Source organism: Streptomyces sp. DSM 106670 (genome assembly GCF_055792845.1).
This window is the reverse complement of sequence record NZ_CM147704.1, coordinates 1,464,538-1,481,217: the sequence shown is the minus strand read 5'-3', so window position 1 is coordinate 1,481,217 and position 16,680 is coordinate 1,464,538. Positions and strand designations below refer to the sequence as shown.

17 protein-coding genes are annotated in these 16,680 nt (G+C 71.1%); 10 read left to right on the top strand and 7 right to left on the bottom strand.

Annotated features, from left to right (window positions below):
* The first annotated feature begins 14 nt into the window (after window positions 1-14).
* Genes ACSMXR_RS06425 through ACSMXR_RS06415 form a run of 3 tightly spaced genes read left to right on the top strand, consistent with a single transcriptional unit; the run spans window position 15 to window position 2,762 of the window.
* Window positions 15-974, top strand: a complete 960-nt coding sequence (locus ACSMXR_RS06425; RefSeq protein ID WP_473171396.1) for a sterol desaturase family protein — start codon at window positions 15-17, stop codon at window positions 972-974.
* Window positions 971-1,681: a lysoplasmalogenase gene (locus ACSMXR_RS06420; protein ID WP_473171395.1), complete on the top strand. Its 711-nt coding sequence runs from the start codon at window positions 971-973 to the stop codon at window positions 1,679-1,681. Before ACSMXR_RS06425 ends, ACSMXR_RS06420 begins: the two co-directional genes overlap by 4 nt.
* Before the next feature lie 22 nt (window positions 1,682-1,703).
* A complete protein-coding gene (locus ACSMXR_RS06415) occupies window positions 1,704-2,762 on the top strand; it encodes a zinc-dependent alcohol dehydrogenase family protein (protein ID WP_137233900.1) in 1,059 nt (352 codons plus the stop codon).
* 71 nt (window positions 2,763-2,833) lie between these two features.
* On the opposite strand, the gene ACSMXR_RS06410 is transcribed toward ACSMXR_RS06415, so the two are convergent.
* Entirely contained in the window at window positions 2,834-4,372 is a 1,539-nt protein-coding gene (locus tag ACSMXR_RS06410) for a S8 family peptidase (protein WP_381794649.1), read from the bottom strand.
* Window positions 4,373-4,717: 345 nt separating this feature from the next.
* Between ACSMXR_RS06410 and ACSMXR_RS06405 the strand changes: the two genes are divergently transcribed.
* The 3 genes from ACSMXR_RS06405 to moaA all read left to right on the top strand — a co-directional run bounded on the left by ACSMXR_RS06405 (window position 4,718) and on the right by moaA (window position 7,907).
* The gene (locus tag ACSMXR_RS06405) at window positions 4,718-5,083 is read left to right on the top strand and encodes a DUF485 domain-containing protein (RefSeq protein ID WP_381794651.1); all 366 of its coding nucleotides are present in this window, start codon (window positions 4,718-4,720) and stop codon (window positions 5,081-5,083) included.
* Window positions 5,080-6,723, top strand: coding sequence for a solute symporter family protein (locus ACSMXR_RS06400; RefSeq protein WP_137233903.1), 1,644 nt, complete (start codon window positions 5,080-5,082; stop codon window positions 6,721-6,723). Before ACSMXR_RS06405 ends, ACSMXR_RS06400 begins: the two co-directional genes overlap by 4 nt.
* Window positions 6,724-6,917: 194 nt before the next feature.
* Window positions 6,918-7,907, top strand: a complete 990-nt coding sequence (gene moaA, locus ACSMXR_RS06395; RefSeq protein ID WP_473171394.1) for a GTP 3',8-cyclase MoaA — start codon at window positions 6,918-6,920, stop codon at window positions 7,905-7,907.
* A gap of 3 nt (window positions 7,908-7,910) precedes the next feature.
* Here moaA and ACSMXR_RS06390 read toward each other — a convergent pair whose 3' ends face one another.
* A complete protein-coding gene (locus ACSMXR_RS06390) occupies window positions 7,911-8,204 on the bottom strand; it encodes a hypothetical protein (protein WP_473171393.1) in 294 nt (97 codons plus the stop codon).
* A 221-nt stretch (window positions 8,205-8,425) separates the two neighbouring features.
* Entirely contained in the window at window positions 8,426-8,803 is a 378-nt protein-coding gene (locus tag ACSMXR_RS06385) for a DUF3099 domain-containing protein (protein WP_030088593.1), read from the bottom strand.
* Between the two features lie 200 nt (window positions 8,804-9,003).
* Between ACSMXR_RS06385 and ACSMXR_RS06380 the strand changes: the two genes are divergently transcribed.
* A complete protein-coding gene (locus ACSMXR_RS06380; RefSeq protein ID WP_030088592.1) occupies window positions 9,004-9,282 on the top strand; it encodes a GlsB/YeaQ/YmgE family stress response membrane protein in 279 nt (92 codons plus the stop codon).
* A gap of 85 nt (window positions 9,283-9,367) precedes the next feature.
* Here ACSMXR_RS06380 and tyrS read toward each other — a convergent pair whose 3' ends face one another.
* The 3 genes from tyrS to ACSMXR_RS06365 are packed head-to-tail and all read right to left on the bottom strand — an operon-like array spanning window position 9,368 to window position 13,605.
* Window positions 9,368-10,639, bottom strand: coding sequence for a tyrosine--tRNA ligase (tyrS, locus tag ACSMXR_RS06375; RefSeq protein ID WP_473171392.1), 1,272 nt, complete (start codon window positions 10,637-10,639; stop codon window positions 9,368-9,370).
* 51 nt (window positions 10,640-10,690) lie between these two features.
* Window positions 10,691-12,085 carry a metallopeptidase TldD-related protein gene (locus ACSMXR_RS06370; RefSeq protein WP_376188933.1) on the bottom strand — a complete coding sequence of 465 codons (1,395 nt, stop codon included), beginning with the start codon at window positions 12,083-12,085 and terminating at the stop codon, window positions 10,691-10,693.
* Window positions 12,082-13,605 carry a TldD/PmbA family protein gene (locus ACSMXR_RS06365; protein ID WP_137233908.1) on the bottom strand — a complete coding sequence of 508 codons (1,524 nt, stop codon included), beginning with the start codon at window positions 13,603-13,605 and terminating at the stop codon, window positions 12,082-12,084. The genes ACSMXR_RS06370 and ACSMXR_RS06365 overlap by 4 nt, the downstream gene beginning before the upstream one ends.
* A gap of 216 nt (window positions 13,606-13,821) precedes the next feature.
* Between ACSMXR_RS06365 and fabG the strand changes: the two genes are divergently transcribed.
* From fabG to ACSMXR_RS06350, 3 genes are all read left to right on the top strand, one after another.
* Window positions 13,822-14,541 carry a 3-oxoacyl-[acyl-carrier-protein] reductase gene (fabG, locus tag ACSMXR_RS06360; protein WP_137233909.1) on the top strand — a complete coding sequence of 240 codons (720 nt, stop codon included), beginning with the start codon at window positions 13,822-13,824 and terminating at the stop codon, window positions 14,539-14,541.
* A 5-nt stretch (window positions 14,542-14,546) separates the two neighbouring features.
* Window positions 14,547-15,314, top strand: coding sequence for an enoyl-ACP reductase FabI (gene fabI, locus ACSMXR_RS06355; RefSeq protein ID WP_030088583.1), 768 nt, complete (start codon window positions 14,547-14,549; stop codon window positions 15,312-15,314).
* 184 nt (window positions 15,315-15,498) lie between these two features.
* Window positions 15,499-15,870 (top strand): hypothetical protein, encoded by a 372-nt coding sequence (locus tag ACSMXR_RS06350; protein WP_030088581.1) that lies wholly within the window; start codon window positions 15,499-15,501, stop codon window positions 15,868-15,870.
* A 19-nt stretch (window positions 15,871-15,889) separates the two neighbouring features.
* Here ACSMXR_RS06350 and ACSMXR_RS06345 read toward each other — a convergent pair whose 3' ends face one another.
* Window positions 15,890-16,564, bottom strand: a complete 675-nt coding sequence (locus ACSMXR_RS06345; protein ID WP_137233911.1) for a FadR/GntR family transcriptional regulator — start codon at window positions 16,562-16,564, stop codon at window positions 15,890-15,892.
* Window positions 16,565-16,680: the final 116 nt, after the last annotated feature.

The following is a 16,680-nucleotide window of genomic DNA, read 5'->3' as shown; positions in this document are numbered from 1 at the left end:
CCTACGGTGCTCGCATGGAGCCGAACCTGCCCGATGTCGTGCTGTGGTCGATACCGGCCTTCGTCCTGCTCACCGTGATCGAGATGGTCAGCTACCGCCTCCACCCGGACGAGGACGCCGCCGGGTACGAGACCAAGGACGCCGCCACCAGCCTCACCATGGGCCTCGGCAGCCTGGGCTTCGACCTGCTGTGGAAGATCCCCATCCTGGCCATCTACATGGGGGTCTACGAGCTGACGCCGCTGCGGGTGCCCGTGCTGTGGTGGACCGTCCTGCTGATGCTCCTCGCGCAGGACTTCTTCTACTACTGGTCCCACCGCGGCCACCATGTGATCCGGATCCTGTGGGCCTGCCATGTGGTCCACCACTCCAGCCGGAAGTTCAACCTCACCACCGCGCTGCGCCAGCCCTGGACCTCCGCGACCGTCTGGCCGTTCTACCTGCCGCTGATCGCCTGCGGGGTGCACCCGGCGGCGCTCGCGTTCTGCCAGTCGGCCAACCTGGTCTACCAGTTCTGGGTGCACACCGAGCGCGTCGGGAAGCTCCCGCGCCCCTTCGAGTACGTCCTCAACACGCCCTCCCACCACCGTGTCCACCACGCCTCGCAGGGCAGCTACCTGGACCGTAACTACGGTGGGATCCTGATCGTCTGGGACCGGATGTTCGGCTCCTTCGCGGCGGAGACCGAGCGGCCCGTCTACGGGCTCACCAAGAACATCTCCACCCACAACCCGCTGCGCGTCGCGACCCACGAGTACGCCGCCATCGCCCGGGACGTCCGGGCCGCCGACACCTGGAGCGAGCGGGCCGGGCGGGTCTTCCGGGGACCGGGCTGGCAGCCGGCGGCGAAGGCGGCCGGGGGAGCGGCGGCTTCCGAATCAGTCCGGGCCGCCGCCTCCGAATCCGTGCAGGCCGCCGCTCCCGTACCCGCCCAGGCAGCCGCCCCCGCCCCCGCCCCGGAAGGCACCCGGTGACCGCCACCGCCTCCCGCCCCGGCTCCACCGGACAGCACGGGCGCGCCGAGCGCTTCGCCCGGCCCGTGCTGCTCGCCTTCCTTCTCGCCGCCGCCGTCGACCTGGCCGGGCTCCTCGCCGGGGCCGGGACCGTCCACCTGGTCGCCAAGCCGCTGCTGATGCCGCTGCTCGCCGGGTACGCGGCACTGCGCGGCGGACCCCGGCTGCTCGTCGCGGCCCTGCTGTTCGGGTGGGGCGGCGATGTCTTCCTGCTCGCCGACAACGACCTGGCCTTCCTCGTCGGCATGGGCTCCTTCGCCGTCGGCCACGTCTGCTACCTGACGTTCTTCGGGCGGGGGGAGGGGCGGGGCCGCGGTCCCGCCCCGCTGGTCACCGGGGCCGGGTACGCCGTCGTCCTCGTCGTCTTCCTCGTGCTGATCTGGCCGGACCTCCCGGCGGACCTGCGGATCCCGCTGACCGGCTACAGCCTGCTGCTCACCGCCATGGCCTGGCGGGCGGGCGTGCTCGGGCGGTACGCGGCGGCCGGCGGGGCGCTCTTCCTGCTCTCCGACGCCCTCATCGCCACCGGCATCGCCGACTGGCCGCAGGCGCCCGCCCCCGACTTCTGGGTGATGCTCACCTACATCGCCGCACAAGCCCTGCTGACCCTCGGGGCGCTCGGGGCTCGCCCGGCGGGGGCGTACCGTGAGCGGGGTACCAGCAGCTGAGACCGGCAAGGACCCCGAACGTATGCGCGCCACCGTCATCCACGCCCCCCACGACATCCGGGTGGAGGAGGTGCCGGACCCGAGGATCCAGCGACCCACCGACGTGGTGCTGAGGGTCCTGCGGGCCTGCATCTGCGGCAGCGACCTGTGGGCCTACCGGGGCGAGTCGGCCCGGCGGCCCGGACAGCGCATCGGCCACGAGTTCCTCGGCGTCGTCGAGGAGGCCGGCCCCGGCGTCCGCGGCTTCGCGGTCGGCGACCTGGCAGTCGCCCCGTTCGTCTGGTCCGACGGCACCTGCACCTACTGCGCCGAGGGGCTCACCACCTCCTGCCCCGAAGGCGGCTTCTGGGGCTCGGTCGGCTCCGACGGCGCGCAGTCGGACGGCGGGCAGGGCGAGGCCGTCCGCGTCCCCCACGCCGACGGCACCCTCGTCAAGCTCCCGGCCGCCGCCGCGTCCGACGACCGCCTCCTCACCGGCCTGCTGGCGCTCTCCGACGTGCTGGGCACCGGCCACCACGCCGCCGTCGGCGCGGGCGTGACCCAGGGCTCCACCGTCGCGGTCGTCGGTGACGGCGCGGTCGGCCTGTGCGGGGTGCTCGCCGCCAAGCGGCTCGGCGCGGAGCGCGTCATCGCGCTCGGCCGCCACCCCGCGCGCACCGACATCGCCCGCCGCTTCGGCGCGACCGACGTGGTCGCCGAACGCGGTGAGGCCGCCCTCGCCGCCGTCCGTGAGCTGACCCGGGGCGAGGGCGCGCACAGCGTCATCGAGGCCGTCGGCACCGAGCAGTCGATGCGCACCGCCCTCGGCATCGTCCGCGACGGCGGCTCCATCGGTTACGTCGGCGTCCCGCACGGCAGCGGGACGGGCGTGGACCTCGGTGTGATGTTCGACCGGAACATCGCGCTGCGCGGCGGCGTCGCCCCCGTACGCACGTACATACCGGAGCTGCTTCCCGACGTGCTGGACGGCACGATCGACCCGTCGCCCGTCTTCGACCGGTCCGTCGGCCTGGACGAGGTGCCCGTCGGCTACCGGGAGATGGACGAGCGGACCGCGCTGAAGGTGCTCATCACGCCGTAGCGCCACGGCACAGGGCGAGGGCCCGGGGAGAACGTCCTCCCCGGGCCCTCGCTCATCGCTCGGTCGGATGCCTACCAGCGCACCGCGTCCAGGGCGTCCACCACTCCGGCCCCGTAGAAGCCGTTGTAGCTCTTGCCGCCCTCGCAGACCGCGTCGATGACACCGTCACCGTTGATGTCGTACGGCTCGCCGCACGCCTTCGCGTCCGCCTCCAGCGTCAGCAGCGCCTTCACCGCGGCGGGCGAGGCGTAGGGGTGCTTGGACTTGATCAGCGCCACGACGCCCGCGACATGCGGGGACGCCATCGACGTACCGGCCTTGTAGCCGAACTTGCCGTCCGGCAGGGTCGACAGGATCAGCCCGTTGACGGCCGGCGGCTCGGGGGTCTGGTAGACCGTCGAGTCACCGCCCGGGGCCGCCACGTCGATGATGCCCCTGCCGTAGTTCGAGTACGAGGACTTCAGGCCCTTCGCACCCGTCGCGGAGACCGTCACGACGCCCGGCAGCATGGTCGGGATGTCCGGGCACAGCTTCGGGTCGACCGTCCGCGTGACCGTCTCGGAGTCGTTCGGGCTGGTCGTGTCCTCGATCGCGGAGGACGCCAGGTCCTGGCGGGAGTTGCCCGCCGCCGCGACGTTGACCGTGCCCTTGCGCTCCGCGTACTTCACGGCGCGGGTCAGCGCGTCGACCAGGGCGCCCTGGTCCGGGTCGTTCTTGCAGTTGAACAGCCACGGGTCGGTGTAGTAGCTGTTGTTGGTCACGTCGACGCCGCGCTCGGCGGCCCAGAGGAACCCGCAGACGACGGCCTCGGTGTAGAAGAACCCGTCCGGGTTCGACACCTTGATGCCCGACACCTTCACGCCCGGGGCGACACCGGTGACCCCGACGCCGTTCTTCGCGGCGGCGATGGTGCCCGCCACATGGGTGCCGTGGTCGCTCTCGCCCGCCGCCGGACGCCAGGAGCCGGCGGTGGTGTCCGGAGCGCCCGACACACAGTTGACCGAGGCGCGGCTGTCGAAGTTCGGGGCCAGGTCCGGGTGGGTGTCGTCGACGCCGGTGTCGATGACGGCGACCGTCACCTTCTTCGAGCCCAGCGACTTCTGGTGCGCCTTGTCCGCCTTGATCGCGGGCAGCGACCACTGGAGGGGCTCCAGCGGGTCCTCGTCGGCCGTCGCCTTCGCGGCGGCGGCCGCCGCCTGCTCGGCGGTGAGCGGCTGCGCGATCGAGCCGACGTCCTTGGTGGCCTGCGGAACGATCGGGTTGGTGCGGGTGGCGCCCGCCGACTCCACACCACGTGCCCGGCGGATCGTTTCGCCGAAGGCCGGGTTCTGCGAGTGGACGACGATGACGCCGATCTGCTCATAGGCGACGACGACGGTGCCGCCGGCCTTGGCGATCGCCTTCTTGACGTCCTTGACGGTGCCGTGGCCGCCCCGGGTGTTGACCACGTAGGACAGCTTCGGCCCGTCGGTCCGGACGCTCGCGGCGGCCTGCTCGCCGGTGGGCGCCGCCGTGGCCGTCGCCGTCGGCAGGAAGCCGAGCGAGGCGGTCAGCGCGAGTCCGACGGGCACCGCGAGTGCGCGGGTCCGTCTCGATGCCAGATGAGCCATGGGTTCTCCACATCATCCGTGCCGAACGACCGGACACCTGGCGTGTTCGGTCGCGTACATGACGAGTGAAGCTATCGCTGATCATCCCGGCGCATCAACGTTTCCGGGCAAGTGAGTTCGAAGAGTGACCGATGCGGCCGAATGTGGACGGGCGGCTTCCGGGCAGCACGACCCGCGCGGACGCGTCCGAGAAGGCGAACGAGAAGGCGAAAGACGCGGTGAACCGCTTCGTCGCGCCCTCCGTGCCGTTGTCCAGGAGGTACATCACCGTCCCCGCCGGTAACGAGGCCTCCCATGACACCCACCGTCCCCCAGATCACCGCACCCGCGTCGCGAGGAGATTCCGTGGCTACCGATGCACCGCCGCCCGAGGGCACATCGCCCGCCGGACCCCACCAGCCCACCACCGAGGCCTTCATCGCGATGCAGGCGAGCCCGGACTTCGCCGACCTGCGCCGCTCCCACCGCTCCTTCGCCTTCCCGCTGACCATCGCCTTCGTGACCTGGTACCTGCTGTACGTCCTGCTCTGCAACTACGCGGGCGGATTCATGGCCACCAAGGTCGTCGGCAACATCAACGTGGCGCTCGTCCTCGGACTCGCCCAGTTCGCCACCACCTTCCTCATCGCCTGGCTCTACTCCCGGCACGCCGCCACCAAGCTCGACCCCAAGGCCGAAGCGATCAAGTCCCGTATGGAGGCCGACGTATGAGCGCCGCCCACGCCCTCTATCCCACCGTCCAGCTCGCCGCCACCGAGGGGGCGAGCGAGCACCGGCCGCTGATCATCACGCTGTTCGCCGCCTTCGTCGTGGCGACCCTCTTCATCACCGTGTGGGCGGGCCGGCAGACCAAGAGCGCCGCCGACTTCTACGCGGGCGGCCGCCAGTTCACCGGATTCCAGAACGGACTCGCGGTCTCCGGCGACTACATGTCCGCCGCGTCCTTCCTCGGCATCGCCGGAGCCATCGCGCTCTTCGGATACGACGGCTTCCTGTACTCCATCGGCTTCCTCGTCGCCTGGCTCGTCGCCCTGCTCCTGGTCGCCGAACCGCTGCGCAACTCCGGCCGCTACACCATGGGCGACGTCCTCGCCTACCGGATGCGCCAGCGCCCCGTCCGCACCGCCGCAGGTACGTCCACGATCGTCGTCTCGATCTTCTACCTGCTGGCCCAGATGGCCGGCGCGGGCGTCCTCGTCTCGCTGCTGCTCGGCATCACCAGCGACGCCGGGAAGATCCTCATCGTCGCCCTGGTCGGCGTGCTCATGATCCTCTACGTCACCATCGGCGGCATGAAGGGCACCACCTGGGTGCAGATGGTCAAGGCCGTCCTGCTCATCGCGGGCACCCTGCTCATCACCTTCCTGATCCTGCTGAAGTTCAACTTCAACATCTCCGACCTGCTCGGCACCGCCGCCAGCAACAGCGGCAAGGGCGCGGCCTTCCTGGAGCCCGGCCTGAAGTACGGCGCCACCGGCGTCTCGAAGCTGGACTTCATCTCGCTCGGCATCGCCCTGGTCCTCGGCACCGCCGGCCTGCCGCACATCCTGATCCGCTTCTACACGGTGCCCACCGCCAAGGCCGCCCGTAAGTCCGTGAACTGGGCGATCGGCATCATCGGCGCCTTCTACCTGATGACGATCGTGCTCGGCTTCGGCGCCGCCGCGATCCTCAAGCCGGGCGACATCATCGCCTCCAACAAGGCGGGCAACACCGCGGCGCCACTCGCCGCACTGGAGATCGGCGGCGGCTCCGGATCCACCGGCGGCGCCATCCTCCTCGCGGTGATCTCCGCCGTCGCCTTCGCCACCATCCTGGCCGTCGTCGCCGGACTCACCCTCGCCTCCTCCTCGTCCTTCGCGCACGACATCTACGCCAACGTCATCCGCAAGGGACAGGCCACCGAGAAGGAGGAGGTCCGCGCCGCACGCTGGGCCACCGTCGCCATCGGCATCGTCTCCATCGCACTCGGCGCACTCGCCCGCGACCTCAACGTCGCCGGGCTCGTCGCCCTGGCCTTCGCGGTCGCCGCCTCCGCCAACCTGCCGACGATCCTCTACAGCCTCTTCTGGAAGCGCTTCACCACCCAGGGGGCCCTGTGGTCCATCTACGGCGGTCTCGCCTCCTCCGTCCTGCTGGTGCTGTTCTCGCCGGTCGTCTCCTCCAAGCCGACCTCGATGTTCCCGGGCGTCGACTTCGCCTGGTTCCCGCTGGAGAACCCCGGCCTGATCTCGATTCCGCTCGGCTTCCTGCTCGGCTGGGTCGGCTCGCTGATCTCCAAGGAGAAGCCCGACACGGACAAGTACGCCGAACTGGAGGTCAAGTCCCTCACCGGCGTCGGAGCCCACTGACCACACCGGAGCGGGCGGGCCCGTTCGGCCCATCACCCACCACCCGCGGCCGGGCCGCGTCGTAGAGTCCTACGACGCGGCCCGGCCGCACCTCGTGGCAAACGGGCCACGCCGTTGTCACACGTCTCACGTAGGCTCGGAAGTACCGGTAGCCGCAGAAGAGCGACCGCACCACCCCGGGGGAGGGACCCACCGTGCTCATCGACACCTACGACCGGGTCGCCACCGACCTGCGCGTGTCACTCACCGACAAGTGCAACCTGCGCTGCACCTACTGCATGCCCGAAGAGGGCCTCCAGTGGCTCGGCAAGAGCGAGCTGCTCTCCGACGACGAGATCGTGCGCCTGATCCGCATCGCCGTCACCTCGCTCGGCATCACCGAGGTCCGCTTCACCGGCGGCGAGCCCCTGCTGCGCCCCGGCCTCGTCTCCATCGTCGAGCAGTGCGCCGCGCTCTCCCCGCGCCCCCGCATGTCGCTCACCACCAACGGCATCGGACTCAAGCGGACCGCCACCGCCCTCAAGGCCGCCGGCCTCGACCGGGTCAACGTCTCTCTGGACACCCTGCGCCCCGACGTCTTCAAGACCCTCACCCGCCGTGACCGCCACCAGGACGTGCTGGACGGCCTGGAGGCCGCCCGCGAGGCCGGGCTCACCCCGGTGAAGGTCAACTCCGTCCTGATGCCGGGACTCAACGACGACGAGGCCCCCGAGCTGCTCGCCTGGGCCGTGGCCCACGACTACGAGCTCCGCTTCATCGAGCAGATGCCGCTCGACGCCCAGCACGGCTGGAAGCGCGACGGCATGATCACCGCCGGCGACATCCTCGCCTCGCTGCGCACCCGCTTCACCCTCACCGCCGAGAGCGACGCCTCCCGCGGCTCCGCCCCCGCCGAGCGCTGGACCGTCGACGGCGGCCCGCACCGCGTCGGCGTGATCGCCTCGGTCACCCGCCCGTTCTGCCGCGCCTGCGACCGTACGCGGCTCACCGCCGACGGCCAGGTCCGCACCTGCCTCTTCGCCCGCGAGGAGACGGATCTGCGCGGGGCGCTGCGCGGCGACGCACCCGACGAGGAGATCGCCCAGCTCTGGAAGACGGCGATGTGGGGCAAGAAGGCGGGCTCCGGACTGGACGACCCGTCCTTCCTGCAGCCCGACCGCCCGATGTCGGCGATCGGCGGCTGACGCTCAGGCGTCCCGCGAGCCCCCGGAGCCCCCGGAGCCCCCGGAGCCCTCGGGGCCCTTGGGGTCGGACTCCCAGTCCTTCAGCGCCACGACGTCCTTGAGGAAACCCCGTACATCGAGGAACGAGGACAGGTGCTCCCGGTGCTCGTCGCAGGCCAGCCAGGTCTTGCGCCGCTCGGGCGTGTGCAGTTTCGGGTTGTTCCAGGCGAGCACCCACACGGCGGCGGCCCGGCAGCCCTTGGCGGAACAGAGCGGGGCACCGGTGGAACTCTCGGCGGACGTCTCGGGAAAGATCACGCCACCCAGCCTAAGTCAGGTGCTCCGCGAGCTTCCTGACGCATCCCCGGCCGGAGAAAGGGCGACGCCGAGCAGCCACGGGGGGAGCTGCCCGGCGTCGGTCCGTCGCTCCGACGGGGGATGCGGAGCGCACTCGAAGTATGTCACGGGGACCGGGGTGCGGTGCACCGGAACGTCATGATTGATCTGAGCTTTTCGTGAGCTTCGCGGTACCCGCGAGGTCAGGTGTGCTCCTGCGGCGGCGGGACCCGGCCGGACGCCCCGTCGGCGGCCCCGGACTCCGCGGAACCGGCCACCGGAGCGGCCTCCAGAGCGGGCCGCATCGGCATCTGCACGAACGTCGTCGGGAGCGAAGTCGCGTTCTCCCGGCCCGCGTTGGCGATGACCACCGCCACATACGGCAGCAGCACGCCCAGCACGAGCGCCACGATCGCCACATGCCGCTCCACGTTCCACAGCACCGCGGCCAGCACCACCGACACCGTGCGCACCGACATCGAGATCACATACCGCCGCTGTCGGCCGCGGACGTCGTCCGTGAGTCCCTGACGGGCGCCCGTGATCCGGATGACCTCCGGACCCGCGTTCCTCCGCAGCATGCTCCACCACCAGATCTCGTCGCCGGACGCTCCCCGGACCGGGCCGCATCCACGGTACGCCCGGCCTCCGCCGAGCAGGAGACCGGGGCGCGTTCGGCGCAACGGGCCCGGTCCCCCGTACGGCCCAACCGGGCATGCGGCGGCCGGGCGGCGGGCCAAGACTGGGCGAACGCGCACTCCGCGCCGTACGAGGAGGCGAAATGAGCTGGTTGTGGGCAATCATCGTGGGATTGGTGCTCGGTGTCATCGCCAGAGCGATCCTGCCCGGTAAGCAGGACATCCCGCTCTGGCTGACGGCCGTGTTCGGCATCCTCGGCAGCATCCTCGGCAACGCCGTGGCCGGCTGGATCGGTGTCGAGGACACCAAGGGCATCGACTGGATCCGTCATGTGCTGCAGCTGGCGGGCGCCGTGGCGGTCGTCGCCGTCGGCGACATGGCCTGGCAGGCGATCCGGGGCAACCGGAAACAGAGAACCTGACCGGTACAGAGGCCACCCGGAACGCCGCGGCCGGACACGCGAGAAACAGCGTGTCCGGCCGCGGCGTCGTGCTGAGCGGGAGGGGTCAGACCGCCGGACGGACCTCCACGGCCGCCAGGTTCTTCTTGCCCCGGCGCAGCACCAGCCAGCGCCCGTGCAGCAGCTCCCCGGCGTCCGGCGCGGCCTCACCGTCGGCGACCTTCACGTTGTTCACGTAGGCGCCGCCCTCCTTGACCGTGCGACGCGCCCCCGACTTGCTGGGCGCGAGACCGACCTCCACCAGCAGGTCCACCAGCGGACCCAGCTCGGCGACGGTGGCGTGCGGCACCTCGGACAGGGCGGCGCTCAGCGTCGCCTCGTCCAGCTCGGCCAGATCACCCTGCCCGAACAGCGCCTTCGACGCCGCGATGACGGCCGCGCACTGCGCACCGCCGTGCACCAGCGTCGTCAGCTCCTCGGCCAGCGCCCGCTGCGCGGAACGCGCCTGCGGCCGCTCCTCGGTCAGCTTCTCCAGCTCCTCCAGCTCCGCCCGGCTCTTGAAGCTGAGGATGCGCAGGTAGCGGGAGACGTCCCGGTCGTCCACGTTCAGCCAGAACTGGTAGAACGCGTACGGCGTGGTCATCTCCGGGTCGAGCCAGACCGCGCCGCTCTCGGACTTGCCGAACTTCGTCCCGTCCGCCTTCGTCATCAGCGGCGTCGCCAGCGCGTGCACGCCCGCGCCCGGCTCCAGCCGGTGGATCAGGTCGATGCCCGCGGTGAGGTTGCCCCACTGGTCGCTGCCGCCCTGCTGGAGGGTGCAGCCGTACCGGCGGTACAGCTCCAGGAAGTCCATGCCCTGGAGCAGCTGGTAGCTGAACTCGGTGTAGCTGATGCCCTCCTGCGACTCCAGCCGCCGGGCGACCGAGTCCTTGGTGAGCATCTTGTTGACCCGGAAGTGCTTGCCGATGTCCCGCAGGAACTCGATCGCGGACAGGCCCGCGGTCCAGTCCAGGTTGTTGACCATCGTCGCCGCGTTCGGGCCCTCGAAGGTGAGGAAGGGCTCGATCTGCCCCCGCAGCCGCTGCACCCAGGCGGCGATGGTCTCCGGGTCGTTCAGCGTCCGCTCGGCGGTGGGCCGCGGGTCGCCGATCTGCCCCGTGGCCCCGCCGACCAGGGCGAGCGGCTTCAGGCCCGCCTGCTGGAGCCGCCGCATGGTGAGCACCTGCACGAGGTGTCCCACGTGCAGGCTCGCGGCGGTCGGGTCGAAGCCGCAATAGAAGGTGACGGGACCGTCCGCGAGAGCCTTGCGCAATGCGTCCTCGTCAGTGGACTGGGCGAACAGCCCGCGCCACTTCAGCTCGTCGACGATGTCCGTCACGGTTCCGGTGCTCCTTGCAGGTGTAGAGGTTTAAGAGTCAGTCTAGGCGGGTCATACGCCCGGGCTGACCGAGCTCATGTTGAAGTCCGGGATGCGCAGCGCGGGCATCGCGGCCCGGGTGAACCAGTCGCCCCACTCGCGCGGCAGCGTCTTCTCCGTACGCCCCGCCTCCGAGGCCCGGGACAGCAGGTCCACCGGCGACTCGTTGAACCGGAAGTTGTTCACCTCGCCGACGACCTGGCCGTCCTCGACCAGATAGACGCCGTCCCGGGTCAGCCCGGTCAGCAGCAGCGTCGCCGGGTCCACCTCGCGGATGTACCAGAGGCAGGTCAGCAGCAGCGCCCGCCCGGTCGTCGCGGCCACCATCTCCTCCAGCGACCGCTCGCCGCCCCCGTCCAGCACCAGGTTGTCGATGCCCGGGGCGACCGGCAGGCCGGTCAGGTCCGCCGTGTGCCGGGTGGTCGTCAGCCGCTCCAGCCTTCCCTCCCGGACCCAGTCCGTCGGGGCCAGCGGCAGCCCGTTGTCGAAGACGGAACCGCTGTCGCCGGAGGAGTGGGCGATCACGAACGGCGCCGACTCCAGACCCGGGGCGTGCGGGTCGCTGCGCAGGGTCAGCGGAAGCGGGGCGAGCCGCTCGCCCAGGCGCGTACCGCCGCCCGGCGTCGAGAACACCGTCCGGCCCTCGACCGCGTCCCGCGCGGTGGACGACCAGAGCTGGTAGATCAGCAGGTCGGCGACCGCGGTCGGCGGCAGCAGCGTCTCGTACCGGCCGGCCGGCAGCTCGATGCGCCGCTCAGCCCAGCGCAGCCGCCGCGCCAGCTCCGCGTCCATCGCCGCAGGGTCGACGTCCTTGAAGTCCCGGGTCGCCCGGCCCGCCCACGCCGAGCGGGTACGGTCCGGCGACTTCGCGTTCAGCTCCAGCGTCCCGTTCGGCTGGTCGTGGCGCAGCCGCAGCCCCGTCGACGTACCCAGGTAGGTGGAGGTCAGCTCGTGGTTCGCGAAGCCGTACAGCTCGCGGCCCCCGGAGCGGGCGCGGGCGAAGGCGTCGCCGAGCGCCGGGGCGAAGTCCGCGAAGACCTCCGAACCGGTCTCGGCGGGCGCGTCCGTGAAATCGGGGGAGGAGGGCACCCCGCTCACCAGCGGCTGCGCGTCCTCGGCCGGCCCCGCGCCCCGGGCGGCGGCCTCGGCGGCGCGCACCAGCGGCTCCAGGTCGTCGGTGGTCACGGCGGACCGGGAGACGACGCCGGATGCCGTGCCCTGCGCGCCGTCGACGGTCGCGATGACGGTCAGGGTCCGCCCCCGGGTCACCCCGTTCGTGGTGAGCGCGTTGCCCGCCCAGCGCAGATTGGCGGAGGACTCCTCGTCGGCGATGACCACCAGGCCGTCCGTGGTGGACAGCTCCAGAGCCCGCTCGACGATCTCGTACGGCTTGCTGACGCGGCTCATCGTCCGGCCTCCTGCGTCGTGTTGAGGATGTTGACGCCCCGGAAGAGGGCGGAGGGGCAGCCGTGCGAGACCGCCGCGACCTGGCCCGGCTGGGCCTTGCCGCAGTTGAACGCGCCGCCGAGGACATACGTCTGGGGGCCGCCGACCTTCTCCATCGAGCCCCAGAAGTCCGTGGTCGTCGCCTGGTACGCCACATCGCGCAGCTGCCCGGCGAGCCGGCCGTTCTCGATGCGGAAGAACCGCTGCCCGGTGAACTGGAAGTTGTAGCGCTGCATGTCGATCGACCAGGACCGGTCACCGACCACGTAGATCCCGCGCTCGACCCCGCCGATCAGGTCCTCCGTGGAGAGCCCGCCCGGATCCGGCTGCAACGACACGTTCGCCATGCGCTGTACGGGCACATGGCCCGGCGAGTCCGCGAACGCGCAGCCGTTGGAACGGCCGAGGCCCGTCAGCTTCGCGATCCGGCGGTCCAGCTGGTAGCCGACCAGCGTGCCGTCCTTCACCAGGTCCCACGACTGCGCCTCGACGCCCTCGTCGTCGTACCCGACCGTCGCGAGGCCGTGCTCGGCGGTGCGGTCGCCCGTCACGTTCATCACGGGGGAGCCGTACGCCAGCTTGCCCAGCTGGTCGAAGGTGGCGAACGAGGTCCCGGCGTACGCCGCCTCGTACCCCAGCGCCCGGTCCAGCTCGGTGGCGTGGCCGATCGACTCGTGGATGGTCAGCCACAGGTTCGACGGGTCGACGACCAGGTCGTACGCGCCCGCCTCGACGCTCGGCGCGCGCATCTTCTCCGCGAGCAGCCCGGGAATCTCCTCCAGCTCGGCGTTCCAGTCCCAGCCGGTGCCGGTCAGATACTCCCAGCCCCGGCCCACCGGCGGCGCGATCGTGCGCATCGAGTCGAACTCACCGGTCGTGCCGTCCACCGCGACAGCGGTGAACTGCGGGTGGATCCGCACCCGTTGCTGCGTGGTGACGGTGCCCGCCGTGTCCGCGTAGAACTTGTTCTCGTGCACGGTCATCAGCGACGCGTCCACATGCGCGACGCCCTCCGCGCCCAGCAGCCGCCCGCTCCACTCGGCGAGCAGCGCCGCCTTCTCCTCGTCCGGTACGGAGAAGGGGTCGACGTCGTACGCCGAGACCCAGGTCCGCTCACCGTGCGACGGCTCGTCCGCCAGCTCCACCAGCTCGTCGGAGCCGGCGGCCGCGATCACCTTCGCCGACAGCTTGGCCATCGCGACGGCCTGCGAGGCCACCTTCGCGGCCGCGTCCATCGTCAGGTCCACGCCCGAGGCGAACCCCCATGCCCCGCCGTGCACCACCCGCACCGCGTAACCGAGGTCCGTGCTGTCCGACGCCCCGGCCGGCCGCGCGTCCCGCAGCCGCCAGGAGGCGCTGCGCACCCGCTCCAGCCGGAAGTCGGCGTGCGTCGCGCCGAGCGCCCGTGCTCGGGCGAGCGCCGCGTCGGCCAGCGCTCGTGACGGCAGGGCCAGGAATGACTGATCTACCTCGTGGGGCACAGGGAGTTCCCTTCTCGATACACCACGGCAGTGAACCACGCCTGAGGGTGACCGCACCGGGGGATATCGCGGACGCGTGCGCCGACCACGTAAGCCCGCGGACTGTAGGAACCCGACAGCACCCCGGACAAGCCACTGTCAGGGCCCGATTCCTCGATCGGAGCACGGTACCGATAGGTTTTCGAGGTACCACACAGCCAAGGAAAGGGTGATCCGTTGAGCCGCTCGGTTCTCGTCACCGGAGGAAACCGGGGCATCGGCCTCGCCATCGCCCGCGCCTTCGCCGACAACGGCGACCAGGTCGCGATCACCTACCGTTCCGGAGAGCCGCCCCAGGCCCTCGCCGAGGCCGGTGTCCTCGCGGTCCGCTGCGACATCACGGACGCCGAGCAGGTGGAGCAGGCCTACAAGGAGATCGAGGAGAAGCACGGTCCCGTGGAGGTGCTGGTCGCCAACGCCGGCATCACCAAGGACCAGTTGCTGATGCGGATGTCGGAGGACGACTTCACCTCCGTCGTCGACACCAACCTCACCGGCACCTTCCGGGTCGTCAAGCGCGCCAACCGCGGCATGCTGCGCGCCAAGAAGGGCCGCGTCGTCCTGATCTCCTCCGTCGTCGGCCTCCTCGGCTCGGCCGGTCAGGCCAACTACGCCGCCTCCAAGGCCGGGCTGGTCGGCTTCGCCCGGTCGCTGGCCCGTGAACTCGGCTCGCGGAACATCACCTTCAACGTCGTCGCCCCCGGTTTCGTCGACACCGACATGACCCAGGTGCTCACCGAGGAGCAGCGCAAGGGCATCGTGTCCCAGGTGCCGCTCGGCCGCTACGCGCAGCCCGAGGAGATCGCCGCCGCGGTGCGCTTCCTCGCCTCCGACGACGCGTCGTACATCACTGGAGCCGTCATTCCCGTTGACGGCGGATTGGGCATGGGTCACTGATCACCATGAGCGGAATTCTCGACGGCAAGCGCATCCTGATCACCGGGGTGCTGATGGAGTCGTCCATCGCGTTCCACGCCGCCAAGGTGGCCCAGGAGCAGGGTGCCGAGGTCATCCTGACGGCCTTCCCCCGCCCCACCCTGACCGAGCGCATCGCCAAGAAGCTGCCGAAGCCGGCCAAGGTCATCGAGCTGGACGTGACCAACCAGGAGCACCTGGACCGCCTGGCGGACCTGGTCCGCGAGGAGCTCGGCTCGCTGGACGGCGTCGTCCACTCCATCGGCTTCGCGCCGCAGGACGCGCTCGGCGGCAACTTCCTCAACACGCCGTTCGAGTCCGTCGCCACCGCGATGCACGTCTCGGCGTTCTCGCTGAAGTCGCTGGCCATGGCCTGCAAGCCGCTGATGAGCGAGGGCGGCTCGATCGTCGGCCTCACCTTCGACGCCCAGTACGCCTGGCCGCAGTACGACTGGATGGGCCCGGCCAAGGCCGCGCTGGAGGCCACCTCCCGCTACCTCGCCCGTGACCTGGGCAAGGACGGGCTGCGCTGCAACCTGATCTCCGCCGGCCCGATCGGCTCGATGGCCGCCAAGTCCATCCCGGGCTTCTCGGAGCTGGCCGACGTCTGGAACCACCGTGCCCCGCTCGCCTGGGACATGTCCGACCCGGAGCCGGCCGGCCGCGGCATCGTCGCCCTGCTCTCCGACTTCTTCCCGCGCACGACGGGCGAGATCATCCACGTCGACAGCGGCGTGCACATGATGGGCGCCTGACCGCGCACCACCCCTGCGAGACGGCCCCCGGCTGCGTACCCCCGGTCCCTCCGGATGCGGTACGCGGCCGGGGGCCGTTCACGGTCCGTGGCCGCCCGCTGCCGCTCCGGTCGAAAAGTCGGCCGATCCACCGCAGAATGGGGAGGAACCGGACTTCTTGTCAGGCTGCGGGAGGGAGATCGCCGTGCGTCCCACGCGCCGCCGAACCCGTCTCCTGCTGGCCGCCCCGGTGGTCGTCGCCGCCCTCGCCGTACCCCTGGGCGTCCATGCCGCCAGAGGGGCCGACTCCGGTACGGGGGAGGAGCCCCCGAAGCCCGAACCGGCCGGCTCCGAGTGCCGTACGTCCATAGAGGGCTCCCGGGTCGTCGCGTACTGCCACAACCCCTACCCCTCCACCGACCTCGTGCGGCTGCACACCGAGTGCGACCGCTGGTGGGACGTCGACGCGGACGGCGCGACGGTCGCGGTGGAGCCCGGCCGGACCGTACGGCTGGAGGACCGCTGCTGGAAAGAGGTGGCCACGGCCTGGGTCAGCCACCGCCCCGCGCCCCTGTGAGCGAGCCCGGGGGAGAGGGTCAGACCCGGTCCGCCAGGCAGTTCAGCGCATGGCTCGCCGCCTCGGCCGCCGCCGTCTCCGCGTCCCCGGCCCGGATCGCCTCGACCAGCCGGCCGTGGTCCATGTGGTTCTCCGGCCGCAGCTCGGGCCCCACGTCACCGCGCAGATAGTCGCGCAGCAGATCCCCGAGGTCGGCGTACAGCTCCGTCAGGACGTCGTTGTGCGAGGCCGCGACCACCGCCAGGTGCAGCGTCGCGTCCGCCGCCACGAACGCCTCCGCGTCGCCCGAGGACCAGGCCTCCTCCCGGCGCGCCATCAGGCTGTCCAGCTGCCGCAGGTCCCGGTCGGTGCGCCGGGCCGCCGCCAGCCGGGCCGCCGACGACTCCAGCGTCGAGCGCAGCTCCGCGATGTGCCGGGGGTCGGCGGCCGCGAACCTGCGGTGCATCACCCCGGCCAGCTCGCTCGTGGCGATCACATAGGTGCCGGAGCCCTGCCGGATGTCCAGCAGCCCGTTGTGCGCGAGGGCCCGCACGGCTTCGCGCACGGTGTTACGGGCCACCCCGAGCTGCTCGACCAGCTCGGGTTCGGTCGGAATCCGTGAGCCGACCGGCCACTCGCCCGAGGTGATCTGGTTCCTCAGCTGGGCGATCACCTGGTCGGCGAGTGCCGAACGCCGCGGAGACGTCAGCGCCATGATGCTCCTAGTTCGTGAGCTGGTCGGGTCCGGCCCGGATTCTCTCAGGAAGCCGGGGAGATCAGGGGAGACCGGAGGGCGGAACGGAGGACGAAACGGATTGGACAATCAATCAT

Excerpts from the sequence above, each read along its gene's own strand:
- ACSMXR_RS06400 (WP_137233903.1), top strand. The coding sequence starts at position 5,080 with ATGAGCGCCGCCCACGCCCTCTATCCCACCGTCCAGCTCGCCGCCACC.
- ACSMXR_RS06385 (WP_030088593.1), bottom strand. The coding sequence starts at position 8,803 with ATGCTGCGGAGGAACGCGGGTCCGGAGGTCATCCGGATCACGGGCGCC.
- ACSMXR_RS06370 (WP_376188933.1), bottom strand. The coding sequence starts at position 12,085 with ATGAGCCGCGTCAGCAAGCCGTACGAGATCGTCGAGCGGGCTCTGGAG.
- ACSMXR_RS06380 (WP_030088592.1), top strand. The coding sequence starts at position 9,004 with ATGAGCTGGTTGTGGGCAATCATCGTGGGATTGGTGCTCGGTGTCATC.
- ACSMXR_RS06410 (WP_381794649.1), bottom strand. The coding sequence starts at position 4,372 with ATGGCTCATCTGGCATCGAGACGGACCCGCGCACTCGCGGTGCCCGTC.
- fabI (WP_030088583.1), top strand. The coding sequence starts at position 14,547 with ATGAGCGGAATTCTCGACGGCAAGCGCATCCTGATCACCGGGGTGCTG.
- ACSMXR_RS06415 (WP_137233900.1), top strand. The coding sequence starts at position 1,704 with ATGCGCGCCACCGTCATCCACGCCCCCCACGACATCCGGGTGGAGGAG.
- ACSMXR_RS06425 (WP_473171396.1), top strand. The coding sequence starts at position 15 with ATGGAGCCGAACCTGCCCGATGTCGTGCTGTGGTCGATACCGGCCTTC.
- ACSMXR_RS06345 (WP_137233911.1), bottom strand. The coding sequence starts at position 16,564 with ATGGCGCTGACGTCTCCGCGGCGTTCGGCACTCGCCGACCAGGTGATC.